The sequence below is a fragment of the Roseovarius pelagicus genome (assembly GCF_025639885.1).
GTDB lineage: Bacteria > Pseudomonadota > Alphaproteobacteria > Rhodobacterales > Rhodobacteraceae > Roseovarius > Roseovarius pelagicus.
Genome location: NZ_CP106738.1, coordinates 2,661,614 through 2,683,763, shown reverse-complemented (window position 1 = coordinate 2,683,763; position 22,150 = coordinate 2,661,614). Strand labels below are relative to the sequence as shown.

Annotated in this window: 21 protein-coding genes; 5 read left to right on the top strand and 16 right to left on the bottom strand. The window is 58.8% G+C overall.

Annotated elements, in window-relative coordinates:
• The gene (locus N7U68_RS14340; RefSeq protein WP_263047247.1) at positions 1–516 is read right to left on the bottom strand and encodes a flagellar basal body-associated FliL family protein; all 516 of its coding nucleotides are present in this window, start codon (positions 514–516) and stop codon (positions 1–3) included.
• Between the two features lie 117 nt (positions 517–633).
• Here N7U68_RS14340 and fliF point away from each other — a divergent pair, with 117 nt between their 5' ends.
• From fliF to fliP, 4 genes are read left to right on the top strand one after another with little or no spacing between them, the layout of a single operon-like run.
• Complete coding sequence (gene fliF / locus N7U68_RS14335; protein ID WP_263047246.1) at positions 634–2,313, top strand: flagellar basal-body MS-ring/collar protein FliF; 1,680 nt, start codon at positions 634–636, stop codon at positions 2,311–2,313.
• Positions 2,313–2,927 carry a hypothetical protein gene (locus tag N7U68_RS14330; protein WP_263047245.1) on the top strand — a complete coding sequence of 205 codons (615 nt, stop codon included), beginning with the start codon at positions 2,313–2,315 and terminating at the stop codon, positions 2,925–2,927. Before fliF ends, N7U68_RS14330 begins: the two co-directional genes overlap by 1 nt.
• Positions 2,927–3,211: a FliM/FliN family flagellar motor switch protein gene (locus N7U68_RS14325; RefSeq protein WP_263049165.1), complete on the top strand. Its 285-nt coding sequence runs from the start codon at positions 2,927–2,929 to the stop codon at positions 3,209–3,211. Before N7U68_RS14330 ends, N7U68_RS14325 begins: the two co-directional genes overlap by 1 nt.
• Positions 3,208–3,948, top strand: coding sequence for a flagellar type III secretion system pore protein FliP (fliP, locus tag N7U68_RS14320; protein WP_263047244.1), 741 nt, complete (start codon positions 3,208–3,210; stop codon positions 3,946–3,948). The genes N7U68_RS14325 and fliP overlap by 4 nt, the downstream gene beginning before the upstream one ends.
• A gap of 155 nt (positions 3,949–4,103) precedes the next feature.
• On the opposite strand, the gene N7U68_RS14315 is transcribed toward fliP, so the two are convergent.
• From N7U68_RS14315 to N7U68_RS14285, 7 genes are all read right to left on the bottom strand, one after another.
• Positions 4,104–5,210, bottom strand: coding sequence for a flagellar basal body P-ring protein FlgI (locus N7U68_RS14315; RefSeq protein ID WP_373322927.1), 1,107 nt, complete (start codon positions 5,208–5,210; stop codon positions 4,104–4,106).
• Positions 5,207–6,214 (bottom strand): flagellin, encoded by a 1,008-nt coding sequence (locus tag N7U68_RS14310; RefSeq protein ID WP_263047243.1) that lies wholly within the window; start codon positions 6,212–6,214, stop codon positions 5,207–5,209. Before N7U68_RS14310 ends, N7U68_RS14315 begins: the two co-directional genes overlap by 4 nt.
• Before the next feature lie 3 nt (positions 6,215–6,217).
• Positions 6,218–7,672 carry a flagellar hook-associated protein FlgK gene (flgK, locus tag N7U68_RS14305; RefSeq protein ID WP_263047242.1) on the bottom strand — a complete coding sequence of 485 codons (1,455 nt, stop codon included), beginning with the start codon at positions 7,670–7,672 and terminating at the stop codon, positions 6,218–6,220.
• 68 nt (positions 7,673–7,740) lie between these two features.
• Positions 7,741–9,045, bottom strand: a complete 1,305-nt coding sequence (locus N7U68_RS14300) for a flagellar hook protein FlgE (protein WP_263047241.1) — start codon at positions 9,043–9,045, stop codon at positions 7,741–7,743.
• Positions 9,046–9,159: 114 nt separating this feature from the next.
• Positions 9,160–9,999 carry a flagellar motor protein MotB gene (locus tag N7U68_RS14295; RefSeq protein ID WP_263047240.1) on the bottom strand — a complete coding sequence of 280 codons (840 nt, stop codon included), beginning with the start codon at positions 9,997–9,999 and terminating at the stop codon, positions 9,160–9,162.
• 158 nt (positions 10,000–10,157) lie between these two features.
• The gene (locus N7U68_RS14290) at positions 10,158–11,795 is read right to left on the bottom strand and encodes a peptidoglycan-binding protein (RefSeq protein ID WP_263047239.1); all 1,638 of its coding nucleotides are present in this window, start codon (positions 11,793–11,795) and stop codon (positions 10,158–10,160) included.
• Positions 11,796–11,821: 26 nt separating this feature from the next.
• Entirely contained in the window at positions 11,822–13,042 is a 1,221-nt protein-coding gene (locus N7U68_RS14285; protein ID WP_263047238.1) for a phenylacetate--CoA ligase family protein, read from the bottom strand.
• Between the two features lie 117 nt (positions 13,043–13,159).
• Between N7U68_RS14285 and N7U68_RS14280 the strand changes: the two genes are divergently transcribed.
• Entirely contained in the window at positions 13,160–14,002 is an 843-nt protein-coding gene (locus N7U68_RS14280) for a hypothetical protein (protein ID WP_263047237.1), read from the top strand.
• 79 nt (positions 14,003–14,081) lie between these two features.
• On the opposite strand, the gene N7U68_RS14275 is transcribed toward N7U68_RS14280, so the two are convergent.
• From N7U68_RS14275 to N7U68_RS14240, 8 genes are all read right to left on the bottom strand, one after another.
• Positions 14,082–14,906 (bottom strand): ABC transporter ATP-binding protein, encoded by an 825-nt coding sequence (locus N7U68_RS14275; protein ID WP_165197802.1) that lies wholly within the window; start codon positions 14,904–14,906, stop codon positions 14,082–14,084.
• Positions 14,907–15,024: 118 nt separating this feature from the next.
• Positions 15,025–16,308: an ABC transporter substrate-binding protein gene (locus N7U68_RS14270; RefSeq protein WP_165194464.1), complete on the bottom strand. Its 1,284-nt coding sequence runs from the start codon at positions 16,306–16,308 to the stop codon at positions 15,025–15,027.
• An 81-nt stretch (positions 16,309–16,389) separates the two neighbouring features.
• Positions 16,390–17,466 (bottom strand): branched-chain amino acid ABC transporter permease, encoded by a 1,077-nt coding sequence (locus N7U68_RS14265; RefSeq protein ID WP_165194465.1) that lies wholly within the window; start codon positions 17,464–17,466, stop codon positions 16,390–16,392.
• Positions 17,466–17,849 carry a hypothetical protein gene (locus N7U68_RS14260; RefSeq protein WP_165194467.1) on the bottom strand — a complete coding sequence of 128 codons (384 nt, stop codon included), beginning with the start codon at positions 17,847–17,849 and terminating at the stop codon, positions 17,466–17,468. The genes N7U68_RS14265 and N7U68_RS14260 overlap by 1 nt, the downstream gene beginning before the upstream one ends.
• Complete coding sequence (locus N7U68_RS14255) at positions 17,846–18,088, bottom strand: hypothetical protein (RefSeq protein ID WP_165194468.1); 243 nt, start codon at positions 18,086–18,088, stop codon at positions 17,846–17,848. The genes N7U68_RS14260 and N7U68_RS14255 overlap by 4 nt, the downstream gene beginning before the upstream one ends.
• A 44-nt stretch (positions 18,089–18,132) precedes the next feature.
• Complete coding sequence (locus N7U68_RS14250) at positions 18,133–19,119, bottom strand: branched-chain amino acid ABC transporter permease (RefSeq protein WP_165194470.1); 987 nt, start codon at positions 19,117–19,119, stop codon at positions 18,133–18,135.
• 110 nt (positions 19,120–19,229) lie between these two features.
• Positions 19,230–20,048 (bottom strand): ABC transporter ATP-binding protein, encoded by an 819-nt coding sequence (locus N7U68_RS14245; protein ID WP_165194471.1) that lies wholly within the window; start codon positions 20,046–20,048, stop codon positions 19,230–19,232.
• Between the two features lie 72 nt (positions 20,049–20,120).
• The gene (locus N7U68_RS14240) at positions 20,121–22,094 is read right to left on the bottom strand and encodes an AMP-binding protein (protein ID WP_263047236.1); all 1,974 of its coding nucleotides are present in this window, start codon (positions 22,092–22,094) and stop codon (positions 20,121–20,123) included.
• Between the last annotated feature and the right edge of the window lie 56 nt (positions 22,095–22,150).

Sequence of the window (22,150 nt, the reverse complement as noted above, 5' to 3'; positions counted from 1 at the left end):
TCAGTTCAGCACGAATTCCATGATAAGCAGGTCGTTCACACGCTCTGCCCCGGTCACGATCTGGATCCTGCGCAGCATTTGCGCCCGTAGCCGTACCAGTGCGGTACTGTCAGCCAGATCACGGGTTTCCAATGCGCGCAGGTAGCTGTTGAGCACGTCAACGACCCGCGGCATCAGAGTTTCAACCTCTTGCCGATACTGGCTCGCCACTTCCAGTTGGGCGCGGAACCGCAGGTGCGCACCGGTCGCGCCGTCACCAAGCGAAATCACCAGCGCATCCACAGGAACATAGGCGATGTCGGGCATTGTTTTTTGCGTGTGGCCCTTCGCATGCTCGTCGTGCGTTCCCGTCACAGTCAGGTCGTGCCCACCCGATTCGGGTGCAAGGATAAGCCCGGTATTGGCAGCGAAAAAACCGCCGCCGCCACCGGCAAGCGCCAGGCCAACCCCCAGAATAAGCGGCAGTTTCGAGGGTTTCCCACGCGTCTCGTCATCTTTGTGATCTTTATCGGCCATGATCTGTCCTGCGTTTCAACCAGACCCAATATAGCCCCGCAGACACTAACCGATTGTTAAGCCTGATCAGCGAAACATGACGTCACCGTCCGGCAGAACGCCGGCTCTGTAGGAGGCATGAATTTGCAGCAGATCACGCAACTCTGGGCCACTCTGGACACCCGGAAACGTATCGTCATCACCCTTGCCAGTGTGGCGATGTTTGCCGCGATACTTGGACTGGCCCGCCTAGCCGCATCCCCGAACATGTCTTTGCTGTATTCCGGACTGGAAAGCGGCCCCGCGGGTGAAGTGGTGCGCGCACTGGAACAACGCGGCATGGCATTCGAGGTGCGCGGCGGCGCGATTTATGTCGAGGGCGCGCGCCGGGACGCCCTACGCATGACGCTGGCGAGCGAAGGACTACCGACCAACTCCAGTCAGGGTTATGAACTGCTCGACAGCCTCTCCGGCTTTGGCACCACGTCACAGATGTTCGACGCAGCCTATTGGCGCGCCAAGGAGGGAGAATTGGCGCGCACGATCATTTCCAGCCCTTCGATCAGCTCGGCGCGCGTACATATCGCCAGTTCCGGTTCCAACCCGTTTCAACGCGACATTCGTGCCTCTGCCTCGGTGATGGTGACCCCCGCCACGGGAGAGATTCCAGCGAAGCATGCACAGGCGTTGCGCTATCTCGTGGCCTCCGCAGTTCCCGGCCTGACCCCCGAGGATGTCTCGGTGATCGACAGTAATGGTGGCATGATCGGCGCCCCTGACGAGGCACCGGCGAATATCTCAGAGGACCGGGCAGATGCTTTGCGTCTGCGGGTCGAGCGGCTGCTGGCAGCCCGTGTCGGCCCCGGCAATGCGGTGGTCGAAGTCAGCGTGGACACCGTAAAGACCAGCCAGTTGATCCGCGAGCGGGTGATAGATCCCGAAAGCCGTGTGGCGATCAGCACCGACACCGAAGAGCGCACCGATTCGGCTCAGGATCAGGCCGGGGGCGATGTTACCGTCGCGTCGAACCTGCCCGATGGTGACGCTGCAGGCGATGGCAATTCGCAGAGCCAAACCAGCGAATCGCGCGAACGGATCAACTATGAGGTAAGCGAGACCGAACGCGAGATCACCGAAGCACCCGGCGCAATCAAACGGCTCAGCGTAGCGGTATTGGTCAACGGGACAAGCAGTCCAGATGCGGCCGGAACGCTAGAGTTCACCCCCCGCCCCGAAGAAGAGCTTGAAGCGTTGCGAGAGCTTGTTGCCTCAGCCGTCGGTTTTGATGAGGCGCGCGGCGACATGATCACCATCAAGACGATGCAGTTCGAAATTCAGCCGATTGCGGGGACAGCAGCAGAACCGTCGCTTTGGGCATCGCTTGGCCTTGATCTCATGTCGATAATTCAGGTTGCCGTGCTGGGCTTTGTCGCAATGGTTCTCGGTCTCTTCGTGGTCCGGCCTTTACTTTCGCGCCCCGCTCACGACGATAGGCCAGCCTCGTTGGCCGCCCCGGACTCGACCGCGCTGCCCGCTGAAGCGGAACAAGCGATTGCACCGCCGATCGCACCAACAGATGCGGTGGTCAAAGATGCGCTGACCCCCTTAAACGGTGAGATCGACGATAGCGATCTGGATCCAGATAGCCTGCCCGTCATTTCGGACTGGCGGCAGGCTCCGCAGAACCGCGCACTCTCGTCCAACATGGACGTCAGTGAGGACGCTGTTTCACGCCTGCGCAATATGATCGGCGAACGACAAGAGGAAACCATCGAAATCCTTCGTAACTGGCTGGAAGGCGAAGAGGAGACTGTCTGATGTCCATTGCCCATATTCTCGATGACTTCGGCACATCCGGCGGAGAGGCCACGATATCTATCAGCGACATCTCATTGGAGGATGAACGGCTCGCGTCTTTTGAAAGCGGGTACAAGGCCGGCTGGGACGACGCGGCCAAAGCACAGCAAGACGATCGCAAACGCATTTCAGCCGATTTCGCCGCCAATATGCACGACCTGTCATTTACGTATCGCGAGGCGCAGTCCGGGTTGCTGACCGAACTGAAGCCGCTCCTGACCAGTATGGTCGAAACGGTATTGCCCCACCTCGCTCATGCCAGTCTCGGCCTGCGGGTGGTGGAAATGCTTCAGGATATCGCCAAGACCGCAATCGAGGTTCCGGCTCAGATCGTAACAACCCCCTCCAACGCCGACGTAATGGAATCGCTGATCGAAAAGCACTTCGATTTCCCCGTGATCGTTCGCCGCGAAGACACGCTGGGGGATGGACAGGTCCATATTTCCTTTGGCAGCCGCGAAGCGCAGATCGACCTGACCGCCGTGTTGGCAGAAATCGACAGCGCCGTGGACGGGTTTTTCGAAACATGCGCGACCAAGGACACACATGACCATAACCAAAAGGAGAGCGCATGATGGATGATATGCAACCTCAGCACCCCGAGACCAGCCACCCTTTTTCCAGCGTGCCGATCGAGATAACCATATCCGTGGGCAAGGCCCGGCCACTGATCGGGGATCTGCTCAAGATGGGCAAAGACACTGTTCTTCCACTTGATAAACGGGTGGATGATCCGGTCGAACTATATGTCGGTGATCGTCTCATCGCCCGCGGTGAACTGGAAGAAATCGAAGGCGATTCTTCCGGCCAACTGGCGGTACGCCTGACCGAAGTTGCAGACCTTCGAGACGGGTTGTGAAGCGGCGCGCCATCGGGCTGGGGGCCGTACTGAGTGTTCTCATCACGGTTGACCCTGCTCTCGCACAAGGCATCTCGATATCGCTTGGGGATGGCAGTGGAGGATCTCTTTCGGGGCAAACCTTGCAGTTGATCGCGCTCATTACTGTATTGAGCCTTGCACCGGGTTTGGCGATCATGATCACCTGCTTTCCCTTCATCGTTACAGTGTTAGCAATTCTGCGGCAGGGGATTGGGCTACAACAATCACCACCGAACATGCTGATCGTCAGCCTTGCGCTCTTTTTGACCTATTTCGTTATGGAGCCGGTATTCATTCAGGCTTGGACAGCGGGCATCGAACCATTGTTAAGCGAAACACTGTCAATGGAAGAGGCTGTCATACGCACACTGCAGCCGTTCCGTATCTTCATGGCCGGTCGGCTCGACCCGGATACATTTTCGGCGATAGCCGCCTTGCGTCCCGATGCTGTTCAGATCGCGCCGGGCCCAGATGCGCCGCTTTCGGTTCTGATTCCCAGTTTTCTCCTGTCGGAAATTGCCCGCGCTTTCCAGATCGGATTTCTGGTGTTTCTGCCGTTCCTGATCATAGACTTAGTCGTCGCCGCGATTCTGATGTCGATGGGTATGATGATGGTACCACCCGCCATCGTCTCGCTCCCGTTCAAGCTGGCATTCTTCGTGATCGCAGACGGCTGGGCGTTGATTGCAGGCAGTCTGGTACGTGGATATTTCTGAGTCTGATAATGCCACCACGTCCCCCGGCAACCATGCGTGCCAAACCGGCGGGCAGAGAAAGAACCGGGCATTTGCTGTACCCTCACACTCTTGGCCCGCATATCGAATAGTCCTATGGCAACGCGCACACCTTCGTGTCGTTCCGGGTCGCCCCTTCAGCGTACCACAAACTCGGCATGCAACGCGCCAGCTGCCTTGATGCTCTTGAGGATGTCGATCATATCGCGGGGTGCCACGCCCAATGCATTCAGGCCGGCGACCACTTCAGACAGTGTTGTGCCCGGAGGCACCTCTGCCAGTCCGACTCCCGGCTCTTCCTCTATATCCACATCCGTCCGCGGCAACACGACGGTCTCACCGGGGGAAAAGGGATTGGGCTGTACCACGACCGGTGCTTCTCGAATGCGCAGTGTTAATCCACCTTGGCTGACCGCGATCCGACTTATGCGCACATCCTGCCCCATTACGATCGTCCCCGACCGCTGATCCACGACAACCCGCGCTTTGCGCTCAGGCGCGACCCGGATGTTTTCAATCTGTGCCAACGCGTGCGCAGGCGAGCGCAAACGGGTCCGCGCGATATCCAACTGGACAGTTCCGGAATCCACCATGACAGCGACATCGCGCCCCAGATCAGCATTGATCGCGGCCTCGATCCGCGCCGCAGTGGTGAAATCCGGTTCACGCAGGGCCAACCGCAGACTGCTCAGGCCGCCAAGTTCAAAATCGATCTCCCGTTCCACCCGCGCACCCGCCGGGATCACGCCAGCCGTCGGCACCCCCTGTATTACAGTCGCCCCATCGCCTTCTGCGACGGCGCCGCCAGCGATGATCGTACCCTGAGCCACGGCATAAATCTGCCCGTCTGCGGCATTCATCGGCGTCATGACCAGCGTGCCACCCAACAGACTGCCCGCATCACCGATTGCTGACACGGTCACATCGATCTGCCCCCCCGCGCGCGCAAAGGGCGGCAGGCTGCCAGTGACAAAAACCGCTGCAACGTTTTTCGGGCGAAATTGCTCACCGGTCACATTGACCCCCAGCCGCTCCAGGATATTTGTCATGATCTCCTCGGTAAACGGCGCATTGCGTAATCCGTCGCCAGTACCGTTCAACCCAACCACCAGCCCGTAACCAACCAGATCATTGCCCCGCACGCCGTCGAATTCGACCAGATCCTTGATCCGGATCTGGCTCGCCATAGCGGGAAGCGTTGACAAAAACAGCAGGGCCAAAAGGCTGAAACGGAGAAAATTCATGACAGGAAACTCGCCAGGTTCAGGCGCGAAGAACGCGCGGTGACTGTGTAAATCGTCTCGAGCTGGAACTGCACTTCTTCCAACTCGCTCGCTGTGTCGAACGGGTCCACGGAGGTCAGCGTATTTCGCGCAATTTCCAGCGCGCTCAACTCGCTTGAGATACGGCTTTCAGCCTGCGCAATACGACTTTCGGCAAAGCCCAGATTGGCTTGAATTTCGACCAGAGCATCACTCTGCGTCAGCAACCCTTCTGCGCCCCAACCTATCAGTGTGTCACGCGCAGCATCGTCCAGCATCAGTCCCGGATCATCCGCAAGCGCGGTCATGACCGTGTTCTTCATCACGCTGCGCAGCGCCACGTCGTCGGCCCGGATTGATAGTTGCACCGCTGCTCCCGCCCCAAGCCGGATGGCGGCGACATCATCGGTGTTTCCTTGATATACATCCGTCTCAAAACCCCCTCCCGGTCCGAAGAAAACGTCCAGCGCCGAAGCTACATCTGCGGCAGTAACAGCCCCCGCCGTGGCACTGCGAGCCGCATCCAAAAGCCCCTCTCCAGCGAGCAATGGCGGGGTAGACAGATCCGTACCGGCGAAAACGGGGCGGCCCGCAACACTGATGTTCAGCGCAGCAATCATCGCCTCCAATGCTCCGCGCGCCTCTACCGCGGCTGTATTGCGCGCAGTGGAGCCTACCGTGCTACCTGCGACCACCGCATTTGCACCCAGATCACGCGCCAGTTCGTGAACCCGCCCCAGCGCCGATTGCATCGCACCCGCGGTGATCCCCGCCTCTCGAGCAGCGGTTTGATAGCCGCCTTGCACTACGGTTTGATGCTCTATGTCGCTGAGCCAGGTCATGTTGCCGCCGAGATGCCGTACCAGATCGGCGCTGCGCCCGGTCGCCAGTTCCAGCGTCAGCTGAGACATCCGTGATTTCAACGCCGCATTCTGCCGCCGCATGACGAAAGTTTGGGCGAGATCACCAATAGAAGTTAGCGTCATGTGTCAGATCCTCAGAAGGGTTTGCATCATTTCATCGAGCGTCTGGATCATGCGGGCGTTGGCGCTATAGGCCTGCTCAATCAGCAGCAGGCGCTGTGTCTCGACATCCGAATCCACACCGTTCTCCAGTAACCTCTCTTGCATCTCGACAGTGCTGGCGCGGGCAAAACTCGCGGCACCTTCTGCCGTCATCTGCTGCTGGCCCAGCCGCGATGCAAGGCTGCCGACATGTGCCGACACAGAGCCCGCTCCGTTGCCCAGGTCGCCTGACGCAAGCGCGCGCCGGGACGATAGCGCCTCGGCCATTGCATTCAGCAATGCGGCCTCTCCCGTCGGGCCGGGAACCGCCGCACCAAGCCCGTCGCGCAGGCGCCGCAAGTCGCCGCCCTGTCCGAGATCGACCAACGGATTCAGCTCGATCCGGGCAGCGATCCCCACCTCATCCAGTGCCGCAAAGACATTGCCCGCGTCGGTAAACAGGCCAGCCTGACCCATAGCCAGCGTTGTATCCACGCCAGAGTCCTGAAACCGCTCGATCATATCCCGTGCAAGCGCATCAATCTGGGTCTGTGCATCCAGCGCCAAAGCATCGCGCACCTCAAAAAAGGCCGACAGCCGACCACCGTTGAGCGGACTGCGCCCACCCGACGCGGCGACCACCTCACCGTTCAGCGTCAACCCCGACAGCAGGCCATTCTCAAGCGTCATGTGCGGCATGATCACATTGCTGCGCTCAAAGCCCAGACGCGCCACCGAGCCGTCGAGTAGGGTCGCACCACCGGGGGTCATCAACGCGATGCTACCATTGTCGCGCGGCACTTCTCGCACGGGGATATACTCTGCGATCCGGTCGATTACGATCTGGCGGTGGTCCTCAAGGCTAGCCGTATCACCCCTCCGCATACGCGATGATAAAATCTGGCGGTTGAGATCCTGCACCTGCTCAAGCGCGGCATTCACGGTTTCCACACCAACTGCAATCGCACCCTCTGCCGCTTGACGTCGCCCCTGAATATCATCAGAAACCCCCGCAAACGTCGCTGCCAGCTCGAACCCGCGCATCGACACGGCCTGCAATCGGTCCTGCGCGTCAGGGCGTGACGCGGCGGTGATCAGGCTGGCTTCAAACGCGGTTATGCGCGCGCTTAACGACCCGACCTGATCAGGCGTGCCAATCACGCTCTGTATCCCGGCGATGAACGCGGTATGCGTTTCAGCATGTCCCAGTTCGCTCTGTGCCATGCGTCGATCCCCGAGCACAGCCGCATCAACGTGCCGGGTGATTCCGACCACGCGCACACCACCACTGCTGCCATGCTGGTTAGACATTAGCCCGATTTCGCGCCTGCCATATCCTTCGGTATGCATATTCGCGAGGTTGTCAGAAACGACACTGACCGCACGCGCATTGGCGGTCAGCCCGCTCAATGCATTGCTCAGGGCACTGGATATGCTCATTTCTTGGCCTTTCGATCAGGGGGCGGGTGCATCTTCTGCACCCGTGAAGTCAAACCAACGTGTGCGGTCTAGCGTTTGATGTTTGTCGTTTCCTGCAACATCTCATCAACGGTCTGGATCACCTTGGCATTGGATGAATAGGCCCGTTGCGTCTGGATCATATCCGTCAACTCACCAGCCACATCTGTCGCACTTTCCTCGCGGGCAAAGGACACCACATCCCCCGTCGGCCCGTCACCGGCATCCCATAGAAAGAATGATCCGCTCTCGGGCGAAGGCAGGAAGGTCTGCTGATCCAGCGAAACCATACCATTGGGGTTCGGCAGATCGACCAGCGGTACCTGATAAATGATCCGCGTGATTCCGGTATCGAAAGATGCGTGCACGAACCCGTTTTCATCGACCTCCGCCGAGGTCATGTTGCCCACCGGCGATCCATCCTTTGAGATGGACAGCGGGGCAAAGCTGTCAGAGAGTTGCGTCAATCCGTCAGACGCCCCAAGTCGGCCGATCTTCACCTCCATCGGGCCGCCCGCAACGTTCACGATAACGCTGCCGTTTGCTCCGTCATAGGCACCCCCGGCTGCACCGGCGACCACGCTCAACAACGTACCACCCGACGCGCGCGAGTCGTCAAAGCTCAGTGTGTATTCGCCAATCACGGCATTACCCTGCGCGGAATCCATCAGCGTCATCGTCCACTCGTTGGAATTGCCCGTTCCGGGGATCGTCGGCGTAAAGTCGATCTTGATGTTCTCGGATTTCCCCAGATTATCGAAATACTCCACCGACAGTTCTTGCGGGATACCGTCAGCCGTCGCTGCCGTATCTGTTGCGGGAAGGTTCAGCCCGAGGTTCAGCTCGGTCGTGGGTTCCCCTGTCAATTGGTTCACGTTGATCTGTACCGGCTCCAGCCCGTCGCTGGTGTCGCGCGGAAACTCCGGCACCGTCCCGTCCGGATTGGCAGGCCATCCCAGTAGGACCAGCCCTGATTCAGTGCGCAGGATGCCATTCGAATCGGTGCGAAACGATCCGGTCGTCGTCAGCAGCATTTGACTGTCACCATTGCCGACCTCGACCTCGGCGGCCCGGGCGACAGGCAACATGCCGCGCCCACGCACTGCCAGATCGGTCGCATTTGATGTCGTCACCAGCGATCCCCCCTGATCGATCAGTCGCTGGGTTTCGGATCGAACACCACCGGCGGAGTAGCTGCCGCCACCGGAACTGATCACCAAGGACTGGAAATCAGTCTCGACACGTTTATAGCCGTAGGTGGCCGAATTCGCGATGTTGTCGGAAATCGCCGCCAACCGGGTGGCATTCGCGCTCAGCGCCGCCACCCCGGCATTCAACGAGGATGAGATTGTCATGGATACGCCTTTCTGCTGCATCGACTGGTCTTGACCCAGAGGAATACGGCAGATCGGTTTACAGCCCGCTAACAGATAAAATGCGCCCTATTTGCTGGCGAGCAGTCCCACGCGTCAGATATCCGATCGCAAGAAGATCACTTCGATCCGGTTGTTGCGCATTGCCATCGGCTCTGGCGTTGCCAGTTCACGGTCCGCATGACCGGTGACCCGTTTCATGCGCAACGGCGTCATTCCCGCCGCCTCCAGCAATTGCCGCGTGACATTGGCACGCGTAGTCGTGACATCCCACACCGGCTTTTCGCGCAGCACAACGGGCGGCGCCGCCATATGCCCCTCGACGGCCAGCGCATTGGTTACCAACCCGCCTAGTTCCGCCAGCAGTCCCACCAGTTCATGCAGGATTGGCGCAGGTGTCGCGCTACCCGCCTCAAAAAGCGGTGCATCAGGCACCGAGAACAGCTCGATCACCAGACCCTCATCCGTCACACGGGTGATGATATGCCGCTGCAGCCTGCGCGAAACCATGCTCTCGCCGTTGGTGCCCCGCAGAAGGGAATCGAGGGCCTTTTTCACCGCCTGCATTTCCTCGGCAGCCGTCTGATCGACCCCAGTATCCCCGCGGGCGCGATCTGAATCTGTCGGCTTTCGCTGGGACGCGCCGGTGCCCTCCTTGGGCAACGTATCCTCGGCAAAGACACTCTGTCCGCCAAAATCGCCATCGCCCCCGCCCGAGACACGGCTGATCGGAATTGTCGGGCTGAAATAATCCGCCAGCCCCTTGCGTTGCTTTTCTGTTGTTGCGTTCAGCAGCCACATCAACAGGAAAAAGGCCATCATCGCCGTGACAAAGTCCGCATACGCGACCTTCCAGGCACCACCATGATGCCCGCCACCTTGAACGATTTTCTTTCTCTTGATGATGATGGGCCGCGCATTGCTCTGCGCACTCATCTCCACCACCTTAATCTCACCCATCGCCAGTGTTACAGCGCAGGCGTCAACGGCGCGTTAACGATTCAATTTGTAAGGGCTTTTCCGGTTCTCTCCGTAGCAGGCGACCGGCCACCAACGGCTGAGAAGTCCGGTAGCCCATATCCGATCTCTGGCGATTATTGCCCTGCCAAGAGCCGCATCAGCGTCGCCCGCGACACGTAGCCTGTGACCGGCAGATCGCGGGTGTCCTGATACCAGCGCAGCGCATTGCGCGTGTTGCCGTCGAACTGACCGTCGACGCTTCCCGGTTGGGCACCCACTTGTTCCAGCCGCTGCTCGATCATCAAACGGGTCACGCGTGACGAGGCGACGTTGCGTTCTTCGGCTGCGGCCTGCGCAATGGCCCCTTGCGACGCCTCCGCATTTTCCAATTCGTTCAGGCGCGCACGCGCGCGACGGGCAAACTTGCCATTGGGATAGGTGGCCAGAAATGCGCGGTAGTGATCGGGCGTATCGCCTGCCTTGGCCGCCTGCCACGCTTGCCGCTCAGCACGCTCTTCCTCGCTCTGGCGTGCATCCTCGATCTCGCTCAGCTTGGTGCGCGCCTCATCAGAAAACAGCCCCTGCGGATAGCGTTTCAGATAGGCGCGCAGCCCCGCCTCGCTGCCATCCTTGCCGGTTTGCCGCCAATAGGCGCGGTCCTTGCGCTCTTCCAGCTTCTTTTGTTCCGCAGCCTCCGCATCCAGTGCCGCTTGTTTTTCCTTGGCCTGATTGCGCAACGAAAACAGCTGATTGCCTGTCAGGTAACTGGTCTCTTCGAACCCGCTGTTACGCTGCCACGCGGCAATCGCCGCACGGCTACCGCGCCCCAATTGCCCGTCAATCCCGCGGTCATAGAACCCCAGTAGCTTCAGATCGCGCTGAATCCCTTTCTTGGCCGTCCGGCTTAGGTTCAATGCATCCTCGGCTTCGCGCGCCAACCGCTCCGGCTCGCCTTGCAGGAACGTGATCCGTTCCTCGGCAACTGACCGGTTGGCCGCCTTCGGATACGCCCTGAGGTACAGCCGATACGCCTCGACTGTGTCCACATCGCGGATCGCCTGCCAATATCCCGCCTGCATCAACTGCGCCGCATCCGGGCCCTCGGTTTCCCCCATGAACCCGATCCCCGGAGAGATAAAGCCAGCCACCTCGACGCCGCTCGGGGCGTCATCGGCAATATCGGCAAAGCTGGTACTGCCATCCAGCAAATCGTCCCGCAACACCCGCGCTAACGCCCGCGCGTTGCCGGTGATGTAGGTCACACCACCCACCGATGTGATTTCGCCCAGTCCGGGGAACAGGCCAGACCCCAGATTCGGTGTGCTCTGCCCTGGCACCAGCATGACAACCCCACGCCCCGAGCGTTCCGCCATATCCGACAGCGCCGTGACCGACAGGCCGGTTGCGCCAATCGTAATGCTTGATGCGCCGATGGAATCATTCGACAACGCCCAGCTATCCCGCGCGTTCTGGGCAAACGGGCCATAGACCACCACCAGCAGCCGATCCACCTTGCCCGTTGCAAGCAGTGTCTCGACCTCCTGCGCCGCTTCGCGCATAGAGGCCGCATCGCGGCGGCGCGGCTCAATCACGCGGAAATCAGCGCGCGCCAACTCTGACGTAAACGCTGTGGTCGGCGTTTCTTGCGGGTTCTGCATCAGCAATGATTGCCCGCGATCCCCGTAAATCAGTGCGACATTATCCGCCGCCGCCATACCCGAACATGCCAGTAGCAGGGCCAGTGCGACCCAGACCTTTCCAAAGACCTGCATCACACACCCTCCTCCTAGATCACTGTTCAGTCGTAGCTGCGTTGATCTTCTATCACTTTTCCATCGTTGGGAAGCGCGCCTTTGGAAACAATCTCGATCCGGCCCTTCAGCTTGAGTGCCGCGGCAACAGAGCTGGCAAAACTGGCCTCATCGCCGCCCGTCGCCTCGATCTGCACGGTCATCACGTCCATTTCCCCCTCGCGGCTGGCAATGACCCGCGCGCGGGTGATCTCGTTATGACGCGACACCAGATCCGCGACCTGCTCGGGCCGAACGAACATGCCTTTGATCTTGGTGGTCTGATCGGCACGCCCCATCCATCCCCTGATCCTGATATTTGTTCTACCACAAGTACTTACACCTTCTAGAACGGCACTCAGATCGCCAGTGGCAAAGCGGATCAGCGGATAATCCGGGTTCAGGGTTGTCACCACAACTTCACCCACCTCACCCGGCGCGACAGGGTCGCCCGTACCCGGTGTGACGATCTCGACGATGACACCTTCATCGACAATCAGACCCTCCATCGTCGCACTCTCATAGGCGATATTGCCCAGATCGGCGGTGGCGTAACATTGCAGACAGGCGATGCCCCGGTCGGCATATTCCTGCCGCAAAGATGGAAACAATGCCCCCCCTCCGACCGCCGCACGTGTGATTTTCAGCGGCAACGCCATCTCGTCCGCCTTATCCAAGATCACTTTCAGATAGTCCGGCGTCCCGGCATAGGCCGTCACCCCAAGGTCATATGCGGCGCGCACCTGCAATTCGGTCTGCCCGGTCCCTGCGGGCAAAACAGCCGCACCAACGGCCCGCGCTCCGTTCTCGAAAATCATGCCTGCCGGGGTCAGATGATACCCAAAACAGTTCTGCACAATATCGCCCTTGCCAATCCCGCAGGCTGCCAGAAACCGGCCCATACGCCACCAATCGTGATCGGTACCGCCCGGCTCATAGATCGGTCCGGGTGATTGAAACACATGTGCGAACGTCCCCGGTTCCCGCGTTGTCAGCCCGCCGAACGGCGCATTTTTCCCCTGCGCACGTCCCAGATCGGACTTGCGCAACACGGGCAGGCGCACCAGATCCTCTATGCGGGTAATGCTGGCTGCATCGACCCCGGCCAGACGATCCGCGTACCCGGGCAGTGCCTGCGCTCGTGCCACCTGCTGCGGCAGGACAACCGCCAGCGCCTCGGCCCGCGCGGCGGGCGTGCGCGTCTCCAGATCATCAAAATACTGCGACATCATTCTTTCCTCTTACGCGCTGCGCGCCCTGCGACAGCCTGACCAATTGATCCATGCGCCAGCGTATGGCACATTTCAGTATTCATTCGTATACAATCGACCTCACTTGGAGATGCCATGCCCTACACCAGCACACCCTCCAACGTGGATGACGCCACTCTTAACCGGCGCATCCGCTTCCACGATGACATCCAGACGATGGAGGTGGATTTTTCCAACTTCCACTTTGGCTCTTCGGCCATCGTGAACAGGTTTTACGATCGGCTTGAGGCCCGCATCGCGGCGACCGATGAACCGCAGTGGTTCTTTCTGATCAACCTCACCGGAACGCGTATCGACCCTATTGCCTGGACGCCGTACTCGCGACGCGGTCGGGCGCTGAATCTGGCGCATTCGATGGGCTCGGTCCGCTATGACGCGTCTGATGATACCCGCCGACAGATCATCCGCGCCGCAAATACAGACGCCTTCGATCCCAATCTCTTTGCAGACCGCGATGCCGCGCTTGCACGGATTGCCGAACTGCCCAGCACCCGCCGAACCAAAGTGGTCCACGATCCCACCTACGCACTCTCCGACATCGTCCGCCGAGTGCATTTTGACGAGGACCGACAGATTATGAACGTCGATTTCTCGCATTTCACACTCAACCACAGCCGCGATGTCGATGATGTCTACGACTACCTCGAAGAGCGCATCAAAGAGAGCGGCCGCAAGTGGTTCTTCCTGATCGACATGAACGGCTGCCAGATTATGCCCGGCGCATGTATCCCCTATGCCGCCCGGGGCAAGTCGCTGAACCTCGCCGCCTCGCTTGGGTCGGTGCGCTATGCAACTGGATCCGAAACCGAGGCCGACATTCGTCTGCGCGCCGAAAGCCAAGGCTTCCGCCCCAATATCCGCAACACCCGCGCCGAAGCGCTGGCGCTGATCGACGAAATGCGCGCCGCATTGACCTGAAACGCGCTGCGCACGATCAACCAAGCTGCGGTCGGAAATATCTGCGCGCAATAAGGTCATGTTCAGGTCCGCAGCGGCCTCAGCTCAGCCACCGCTTGCGGCGGCGATAACTGCGCACATCACGGAATGATTTACGGCCCTCATCCGACATCCCCAGATAGAATTCCTTCACGTCCGGGTTCTCGCGGAGGCTCTTGGCCGGACCGTCCATCACCACGCGTCCCGATTCCAGAATGTATCCGTAATGGGCAAACCGCAGCGCCACATTGGTGTTTTGCTCAGCCAGAAGAAACGTCGCACCTTCCTTCTCGTTGAGGTTCTTCACAATCGTGAAAATCTCTTCGACCAATTGCGGTGCCAACCCCATGCTAGGCTCATCCAACAGGATCGTCTCGGGTCGCGACATCAACGCACGACCGATCGCGACCATCTGCTGTTCGCCCCCAGAGGTATAGCCCGCCTGACTGCGCCGCCGTTCCTTGAGCCGCGGAAAATAGCTATAGACCAGATCCAGATCCGCATCGATATCGCCCCGGCTGGCACTCCGTGTATAGGCTCCGGTCAGCAGGTTCTCCTCGACGGTCAAATGCTCAAAGCAATGCCGCCCCTCCATCACCTGAATGACGCCCTTCTTGACCAGATCGGATGGTGCAAGGTCCTGAATCCGGTCCCCGCGATACCGAATGCTGCCCTTGGTCACTTCGCCACGCTCGGACCGCAGCAGGTTCGAGATCGACTTGAGCGTCGTCGTCTTGCCCGCTCCGTTACCGCCCAGCAGCGCAGTGATCCCGCCCTTCGGCACACTCAGACTGACCCCTTTGAGAACCAGAATGACGTGATTGTAGATCACCTCGATATTGTTGACCTCAAGGAGCTTTTCCTCGGTGGGGGCCGCATCCAGCATGTGATCTCTCTCTCCATCAAGGGGATCGCCTCTACTGGCGTTAACCCCTGCTTTCATCGTTCCAGAAATAATCGAAAATCCCCCGGCCGCCACAGATGTCACGGCCGGGGAAATGCGTTTAGTTACAAGATGCTTCGATCCCGTTCTCTGTCGCAAAAGCGGCCGAATCTTCAGCCACGAGCGCGCCGATAACGTCCTGATCGGACTGGAAATAGTCGGTGATCAGTTCGAACTCGCCCTTCTCGGCATTCCACTGCGACACGGCACCCATGCCGTCGCCACCGTGGTTTTCGCACGACACTTTGAACTCCGGACCAAAGCCCGGCAGACCCAGACCGGCCATCTTGGCTTCGGTCATCTCCAGAGCTTCCATGCCGTCGCGCATCTGCGCCGCATTGATCGCCGACGTACCGGCCAGTTCTTGTGCGGTGCGCATCGCCTCAACCGCCAGCATGGCGGCATACATGCCACGGTTATAGAGAACGCTACCCACCTGATCGCCAGCACCGGCTGCCTTGCCCGCGTCGACGACATATTTCGCCATGTCATCATACAGCGGATAGTCAGAACCGAGGTTGTGGAACGTCAGTGCCTTATAGCCATTGGCCTTGTCGCCTGCCGCTTTCACGTCGTTCTCGGACCCGGACCACCAGATACCGATGAACTGATCCATCGGATAACGAATGTTCACCGCTTCCTGAATCGCGACCTGGTTCATAACACCCCAGCCCCACATGATCACATTGTCCGGCTTTTCGCGGCGGATTTGCAGCCACTGCGATTTCTGTTCTTGACCCGGATGGTCGACCGGCAGCAGCGTCAGCTCGAAACCATGCTTCTTGCTCAGCTCTTCCAGCGTCCGGATCGGCTCCTTGCCATAGGCTGAGTTGTGGTAAACCAGCGCAATTTTGCGGCCCGAAATGTCTCCACCGTTCTCATTCAGGATATGCGTGATCGCGTGGCTCGCCCCGTCCCAGTAGTTGGCGGGATAGTTGAACACGTTCTTGAACACGGCACCGTTCTTGGCCGATGTCCGGCCGTAACCCATCGTATGCAGCGAAATGCCATCAGCGGTCGCTTTGGGGATCAGCTGATAGGTGATGCCGGTGCTGAGCGGTTGATAAACCAACGTGCCTTCGCCTTTGGTCGCCTCGTAGCACTCCACACCCTTTTCGGTGTTATAGCCGGTCTCGCATTCCACGACCTTGATCATTTCGCCGCCAACACCGCCGTCGCGCTCGTTGATCAGAGTGAAATAATCCTGATAGCCATCCGAGAACGGGATGCCGTTCGCGGCATATGGACCCGTGCGATAGCTGGTGTCTACCACCACGAGGTCCGCAATCGCCGGCCCCGCGGCCATCACCGCGCCCAGCGCGGCTGTCATAAGTGTCTTTCTCATCGGTTAATCCTCCCTTGGTTATGTCCGATGTCTTCTTTCGTAGGGTAGGGTTTCACCCCACCGCACGTCGCCTGACCGTTCCTAGTGTGGGAACGGCCAAAGTCTCAGTTTTTCCTTGGCCACGCGCCACAGCTGCGCCAGCCCATGTGGCTCCGCCACCAGAAACGCGATAATCAGCGCGCCCACGATCATAAATTCCAGATGCGCAGCCAGATCCGTGGGCCAGCCCAGCGAACCCACCAGCACGTTCTTCAGCAGAACCGGTAACAACACCAGAAACGCCGCACCAGCAAAGCTCCCAAAGATCGAGCCAAGCCCGCCGATGATCACCATGAACAGCACGAGGAAGGATTTGTTGATCCCGAACACCTCGCCCACTTCCACAGCGCCCAGATAGACGGAAAAGAACAGCGCACCCGCGATCCCGATAAAGAAACTGCTGACTGCAAAGGCACTCAATTTGGCCTTTAGCGGGTCCACACCGATGATCTCGGCAGCGATGTCCATGTCCCGGATCGCCATCCATTTGCGCCCGGCCATGCCACGCGTCAGGTTCCGCGCCAGAATGGCGCTCACCGCCACGAACACCAGACATACCATATAGGCCGCCCAAGGTGCTGTTTCGGCCCCGGTGACGGGGACACCCAGCACGGTACGCTCGGGCGCACTGATCTGGCCAGAGGCCGAATAGTTGTAAAACCACGGTACCCGGTTAAACAGCCAGACGAGGAAGAACTGCGCCGCCAGCGTCGCCACCGCCAGATAGAACCCCTTGATGCGCAGGCTTGGCAGGCCAAAGAGCACGCCAACCGCCGCCGTAATCGCCCCTGCGATGATCACGTGGATCAGGATCGACACTTCGGGGAATGACGTCATCAGCTTGTAACAGGCATAGGCACCTACCGCCATGAACCCGCCGGTTCCCAGACTGACCTGCCCGCAATAGCCCACTAGGATGTTCAGGCCGATCGCCGCAATCGCATAGATCAGGAACGGCAGAAACACCGCGTTGACCCAGTAATCATTGATGATGAACGGCACGACCGCAAAGGCGATCAGCAGCACCACGTAATACCGATACCGGTCGAACTTGATCGGAAAGGTCTGGTTGTCCTCGGCATAGGACGTCTTGAAATCGCCTGCTTCACGATAGAACATCACTGGGACCTTTCTGAAACGAATTTCTTTGCTTCCGTCATATTCGGAAAACGTTTTGGACCATCTGGCGTATCAACAACAGCCATTCCATTTTCGAAGCGTGGTTGTGATACGCTGTCGGGAAAGCTCTTGTTTTCGCCATCAAGGTAACTATCACCCGTAAGATGCACGGTCGTTCTTGAGTGCGCTGTGTCCAAATCACCCTGCAATGCCTGCTCAATTCCAGCCAGCTTGTCACAGATGAAACCAATCGCGAACACGCCGATTGATCCAAAGAACAGCGTTAAACTGGAAAACAGATTTTCGTCGAACAGAACTGCTGCTGACACGACGCAACCGATGCCGCCCAGCACGTAACAGCTGTAAACGATCAACTCTCTCAAGACGTGATCTCCCCATTCATGTCCCTTCGTGCGGCTACACGTCGCTGCCCGCGTGTCGGTGCCGAATGCCATGCCAGCCACAGATAGGCCAACATGCCCAAGCCCCCGGCAATCGCCGCCAGGATCGCAGCCGTCACCATCTCGCCAGTGTTCGCTGCATTCGCCGTGAACGCCAGATAACCAAAGGCCCAGAACCCCGACCACGCCACGACGTTAAGGATCGCTACCACCTTATGCATAGCTGCGCACCGTAGGCCGGGCTTCAGCCCGGCACCCGCCGTTTCTAAACCCGCTCAATGATCTTCTCCCCGAACAATCCCTGCGGCCGGAACACCAGAAACAACAGCGCCAGAACATAGGCGAACCAGTTTTCAGTCGCCCCGCCGATCATCGGCCCTACGGCGAATTCAAACAGCTTCTCACCCACACCGATGATCAGCCCGCCGACAATGGCACCGGGGATCGAGGTGAAACCACCCAGCATCAAGACGGGAAGTGCCTTGAGCGCGATCAGCGACAGCGAGAATTGCACACCCGATTTGGTGCCCCAGACGATCCCGGCGACCAGCGCCACGAACCCGGCCAGCGACCAGACCATGACCCAGATGTAATTCAGCGAGATGCCGACGCTCAGCGCCGCCTGATGATCATCCGCCACGGCGCGCATGGCACGGCCCTGCTTGGTGTATTGCGCAAAGATGATCAGCGCGACCACCAGAAGCGCCGCAATCACGGTCGCCACGATATCCAGATTGTCGATAAAGAACCCGTAGTCAAAGATGCCATAGGTCACCTCGTCGATGACCTCGTTGATCCCTTGCGGCAGGCCGACATCCAGCTTCTTGATATCCGCGCCCCACATGATGTCGCCCACCCCTTCCAGGAAATAGGCAAGCCCGATGGTGGCCATAAACAAAATGATAGGTTCCTGATTGACCAAATGCCGGAACACGAAATGGTTCACCAGCCACGCCAGTCCGATCATCACCAACATCGTCAGGAGGATCGCCAGCAAGGCAGGAACGTGCCAGCCGAAATGATGGATCTCCGTGCCAAAGATCGCGTTGATCAGATGGCTAAAGGGCACCTGCCCTTCCATGATCCCCACCAGCGTCAGCGCGGCGAATAGCGCCATCACCCCTTGGGCATAGTTGAAAATGCCGCTGGCCTTGTAGATCAGCACGAAACCCAGCGCTACCAACGCATAGAGAACCCCGGCCATCAGACCGTTAAGGAAGACCTCCATCGCAAAGACGAGTTGTTCAGGCATTGTGCTGTCCTCCGGAATTGGGCTCTACCCGCCCTGAGTTCTGAGCGCCCGCACGCCCACGCGCCGACGCGATACCGACGTAATACCGACGTGATACTGATGTGCGAAAATCAATCATGCGCCACCCCCAGATAGGCATCGATCACGTCCTGATTGTTGCGGACTTCATCCGGCGTGCCATCGCCGATCTTCTTACCGTAATCCATCACCACGACCCGGTCGCTCAGGTCCATGACCACGCCCATGTCATGCTCGATCAGTGCGATCGTGGTGCCAAATTCGTCATTCACATCCAGAATAAAGCGGCTCATGTCCTCTTTCTCCTCGACGTTCATGCCCGCCATCGGCTCGTCCAGCAGCAGGATCGACGGCTCTGCCGCCAGCGCCCGCGCCAGTTCAACCCGTTTCTTCAGGCCATAAGGCAAACGCCCCACCGGCGTCTTGCGAATATGCTGGATTTCAAGAAAATCAATAACCTTCTCAACAACTTCCCGGTTTTCAACCTCTTCACGCTCGGCCTTACCCTTCCAGATCGCCTGCGCAAAAATCCCCGCATTCATCTGCCGCAATCGGCCGGTCATCACGTTGTCCAGAACGCTCATACCCTCGAACAGAGCGATGTTCTGAAACGTCCGCGCAATCCCTTGTCGCGCGACCTGATAGGGCTTCATCGAAGGGCGTTTTGCACCTTTGTAAAACACCTCGCCCTCCTGCGGATTGTAGAACCCGCTGATGACATTCAGCATGGATGATTTGCCCGCCCCATTGGGACCGATGATCGCCCTGATTTCGCCCTCGCGAATGTCAAAGCTGATATCCTGAATCGCCGTAACACCGCCGAAACGCAGGGTAATATTCTTCATCTCCATCACCACACCGCCGATCTTGCGACCGTCCTCGGTGGTGTAGCCTTCTGCGCTGTCAAGCATGGTGGCACCCTTCAATATCTGCGTGAATTCGGGATGGCGGGTACGGGATCGACGTAGCTGAGCGGCGCCCCATCATTCCGCTGCAACCTTCTGCGTCTCGACCGGCACAACCGCCGCATCGACAATTTTGAGCGTCGCTGAAATGCTGCCCTTGCGGCCATCCTCGTAGGTCACTTCAGTCTTTGTAAATATCTCATCCGACCCATCATAAAGCGCCGTCAGCAGATCATTGAACTTATCCGAAATCACCCCGCGCCGCACCTTGCGCGTGCGGGTCATCTCGCCGTCATCGGCATCCAGTTCCTTGTGCAACACCAGAAAACGGTGGATCTGGCACGCCCCCAGCATCGGGTCATCTGCCAACGACCGATTGACCGTTTCCACATGCTCGCGGATCGTCTCGAGCACCTGACTGTGACCAGCCAGTTCCTGATAGGACGCATAGCCGATATTGTTGCGCTCGGCCCAGTTGCCCACCGCCGTCAGGTCGATGTTGATGAACGCTGTGCATTGCTCGCGACCATTGCCAAAGACCACGGCCTCCAGAATGTTGGGAAAGAATTTCAGCTTGTTTTCAACATACTTGGGCGCAAACAACTCGCCCCCCGCCATCTTGCCCACATCCTTGGCACGGTCGATGATGCGTAGCTGGCCGGTTTCCTCATCGAAATAACCCGCGTCGCCCGTCGCGACCCAGCCTTCGGGGTCTTTGGTGCTCTTCGTGCTTTCCTCGTTCTTGTAATAATACTCGAACGTACCGGGGCTGCGATAGAACACCTCGCCATTGTCGGCGATACGGATTTCCACCCCCGGTGCCGGGACACCCACGGTATCGTCACGCACTTCCCCATCGGGCTGCAACGTGATGAACACCGATGCTTCGGTCTGGCCATAGAGCTGTTTCAGGTTGATTCCGAGCGAGCGATAGAACGCGAAAATCTCGGGCCCGATCGCTTCGCCTGCCGTATAGCCCACGCGCACCCGGCTCAGGCCGAGGGTGTTCTTGAGTGGACCATAGACGAATAGATTGCCCAGCGTGTATTTCAGCCGATCCATTCCGCCGACAGGTTTGCCGTCCAGAATATCACCGCCCACTTTGCGGGCATGCGCCATATAGTGATCGAACAGGCGTTTCTTCAATCGCCCTGCATCCTCCATACGGATCATCACATTGGTCAGCTGTGTCTCGAACACTCGCGGTGGGGCAAAGTAGTAGGTCGGTCCGATCTCGCGCAGGTCAGTCTGCATCGTGTCTGCACTTTCAGGGCAGTTCACGCAGAAGCCACACCAATAGGCCTGACCGATGGAAAAGATAAAATCCCCCACCCATGCCATCGGCAGATAGGCCAGAACCTCTTCGTCGCGGCGCAGCTTGTCGAACTCCGACGATGACTTGGAGGCCTCGATGATGTTGCGGTTGCTCAGCACGACGCCCTTGGGCTTGCCCGTCGTACCCGAGGTATAGAGCATCACACAAATGCTGTCGTAGTTCAGCTTGTCGCGCCGCGCGCGTAGTTCACTGATATTTTCATCATGGGTCGCGCGACCCTTCTCCTGAACCTGACCATACTGATGCAGCTTGGAATGGTCGTATTTGCGCAGGCCACGCGGATCGATATAGATCATATGCTCGAATTCAGTCAGCTGACCCTGAATTTCGATCACCTTGTCGACTTGTTCCTGATCCTCGACGATGGCCACACGTGCCCCGCAATGGTCCATAACATAGGCCATCTCGTCTGCAGCGGCGTCCTGATAAAGTGGAACAGGGATCGCGCCCACTGATTGCGCCGCGACAATGGCCCAATAGAAATACGGACGATTGCGCCCGATAACGGCGATGAATTCACCTTCCTTCACCCCGAGATCAATCAGTCCCAGTGCCAAGGCCTCGATCTCTTTCTCGGTTTCGGCCCAGGTCCAGCTCTGCCAGATCCCGTATTCCTTTTCCCGATATGCGGAACGATTTGCAAACTGCGATGCATTACGCTGAAGCAGCGCCGGAATCGAGCCATGCCCGTCCGTCGCCTCTATAGGCTTGGCCAAATTGTCTTCCTCCCAGATGCCCGTCTTTGCGGGCCGATCACCTCAACAGGGCGATT

Bases quoted from the DNA above. Each gene is read 5' to 3' on its own strand.
- N7U68_RS14295 (WP_263047240.1), bottom strand. From the start codon at position 9,999: ATGAGTGCGCAGAGCAATGCGCGGCCCATCATCATCAAGAGAAAGAAA.
- N7U68_RS14310 (WP_263047243.1), bottom strand. From the start codon at position 6,214: ATGACGCTAACTTCTATTGGTGATCTCGCCCAAACTTTCGTCATGCGG.
- N7U68_RS14340 (WP_263047247.1), bottom strand. From the start codon at position 516: ATGGCCGATAAAGATCACAAAGATGACGAGACGCGTGGGAAACCCTCG.
- N7U68_RS14285 (WP_263047238.1), bottom strand. From the start codon at position 13,042: ATGTCGCAGTATTTTGATGATCTGGAGACGCGCACGCCCGCCGCGCGG.
- N7U68_RS14290 (WP_263047239.1), bottom strand. From the start codon at position 11,795: ATGCAGGTCTTTGGAAAGGTCTGGGTCGCACTGGCCCTGCTACTGGCA.
- N7U68_RS14300 (WP_263047241.1), bottom strand. From the start codon at position 9,045: ATGACAATCTCATCCTCGTTGAATGCCGGGGTGGCGGCGCTGAGCGCG.
- N7U68_RS14270 (WP_165194464.1), bottom strand. From the start codon at position 16,308: ATGAGAAAGACACTTATGACAGCCGCGCTGGGCGCGGTGATGGCCGCG.
- N7U68_RS14330 (WP_263047245.1), top strand. From the start codon at position 2,313: ATGTCCATTGCCCATATTCTCGATGACTTCGGCACATCCGGCGGAGAG.
- N7U68_RS14275 (WP_165197802.1), bottom strand. From the start codon at position 14,906: ATGCTGGATGCGGCCCCCACCGAGGAAAAGCTCCTTGAGGTCAACAAT.
- N7U68_RS14250 (WP_165194470.1), bottom strand. From the start codon at position 19,119: ATGCCTGAACAACTCGTCTTTGCGATGGAGGTCTTCCTTAACGGTCTG.
- N7U68_RS14315 (WP_373322927.1), bottom strand. From the start codon at position 5,210: ATGAATTTTCTCCGTTTCAGCCTTTTGGCCCTGCTGTTTTTGTCAACG.
- N7U68_RS14325 (WP_263049165.1), top strand. From the start codon at position 2,927: ATGGATGATATGCAACCTCAGCACCCCGAGACCAGCCACCCTTTTTCC.
- N7U68_RS14245 (WP_165194471.1), bottom strand. From the start codon at position 20,048: ATGCTTGACAGCGCAGAAGGCTACACCACCGAGGACGGTCGCAAGATC.
- N7U68_RS14265 (WP_165194465.1), bottom strand. From the start codon at position 17,466: ATGTTCTATCGTGAAGCAGGCGATTTCAAGACGTCCTATGCCGAGGAC.
- fliF (WP_263047246.1), top strand. From the start codon at position 634: ATGAATTTGCAGCAGATCACGCAACTCTGGGCCACTCTGGACACCCGG.
- N7U68_RS14280 (WP_263047237.1), top strand. From the start codon at position 13,160: ATGCCCTACACCAGCACACCCTCCAACGTGGATGACGCCACTCTTAAC.
- N7U68_RS14255 (WP_165194468.1), bottom strand. From the start codon at position 18,088: ATGCATAAGGTGGTAGCGATCCTTAACGTCGTGGCGTGGTCGGGGTTC.
- flgK (WP_263047242.1), bottom strand. From the start codon at position 7,672: ATGAGCATATCCAGTGCCCTGAGCAATGCATTGAGCGGGCTGACCGCC.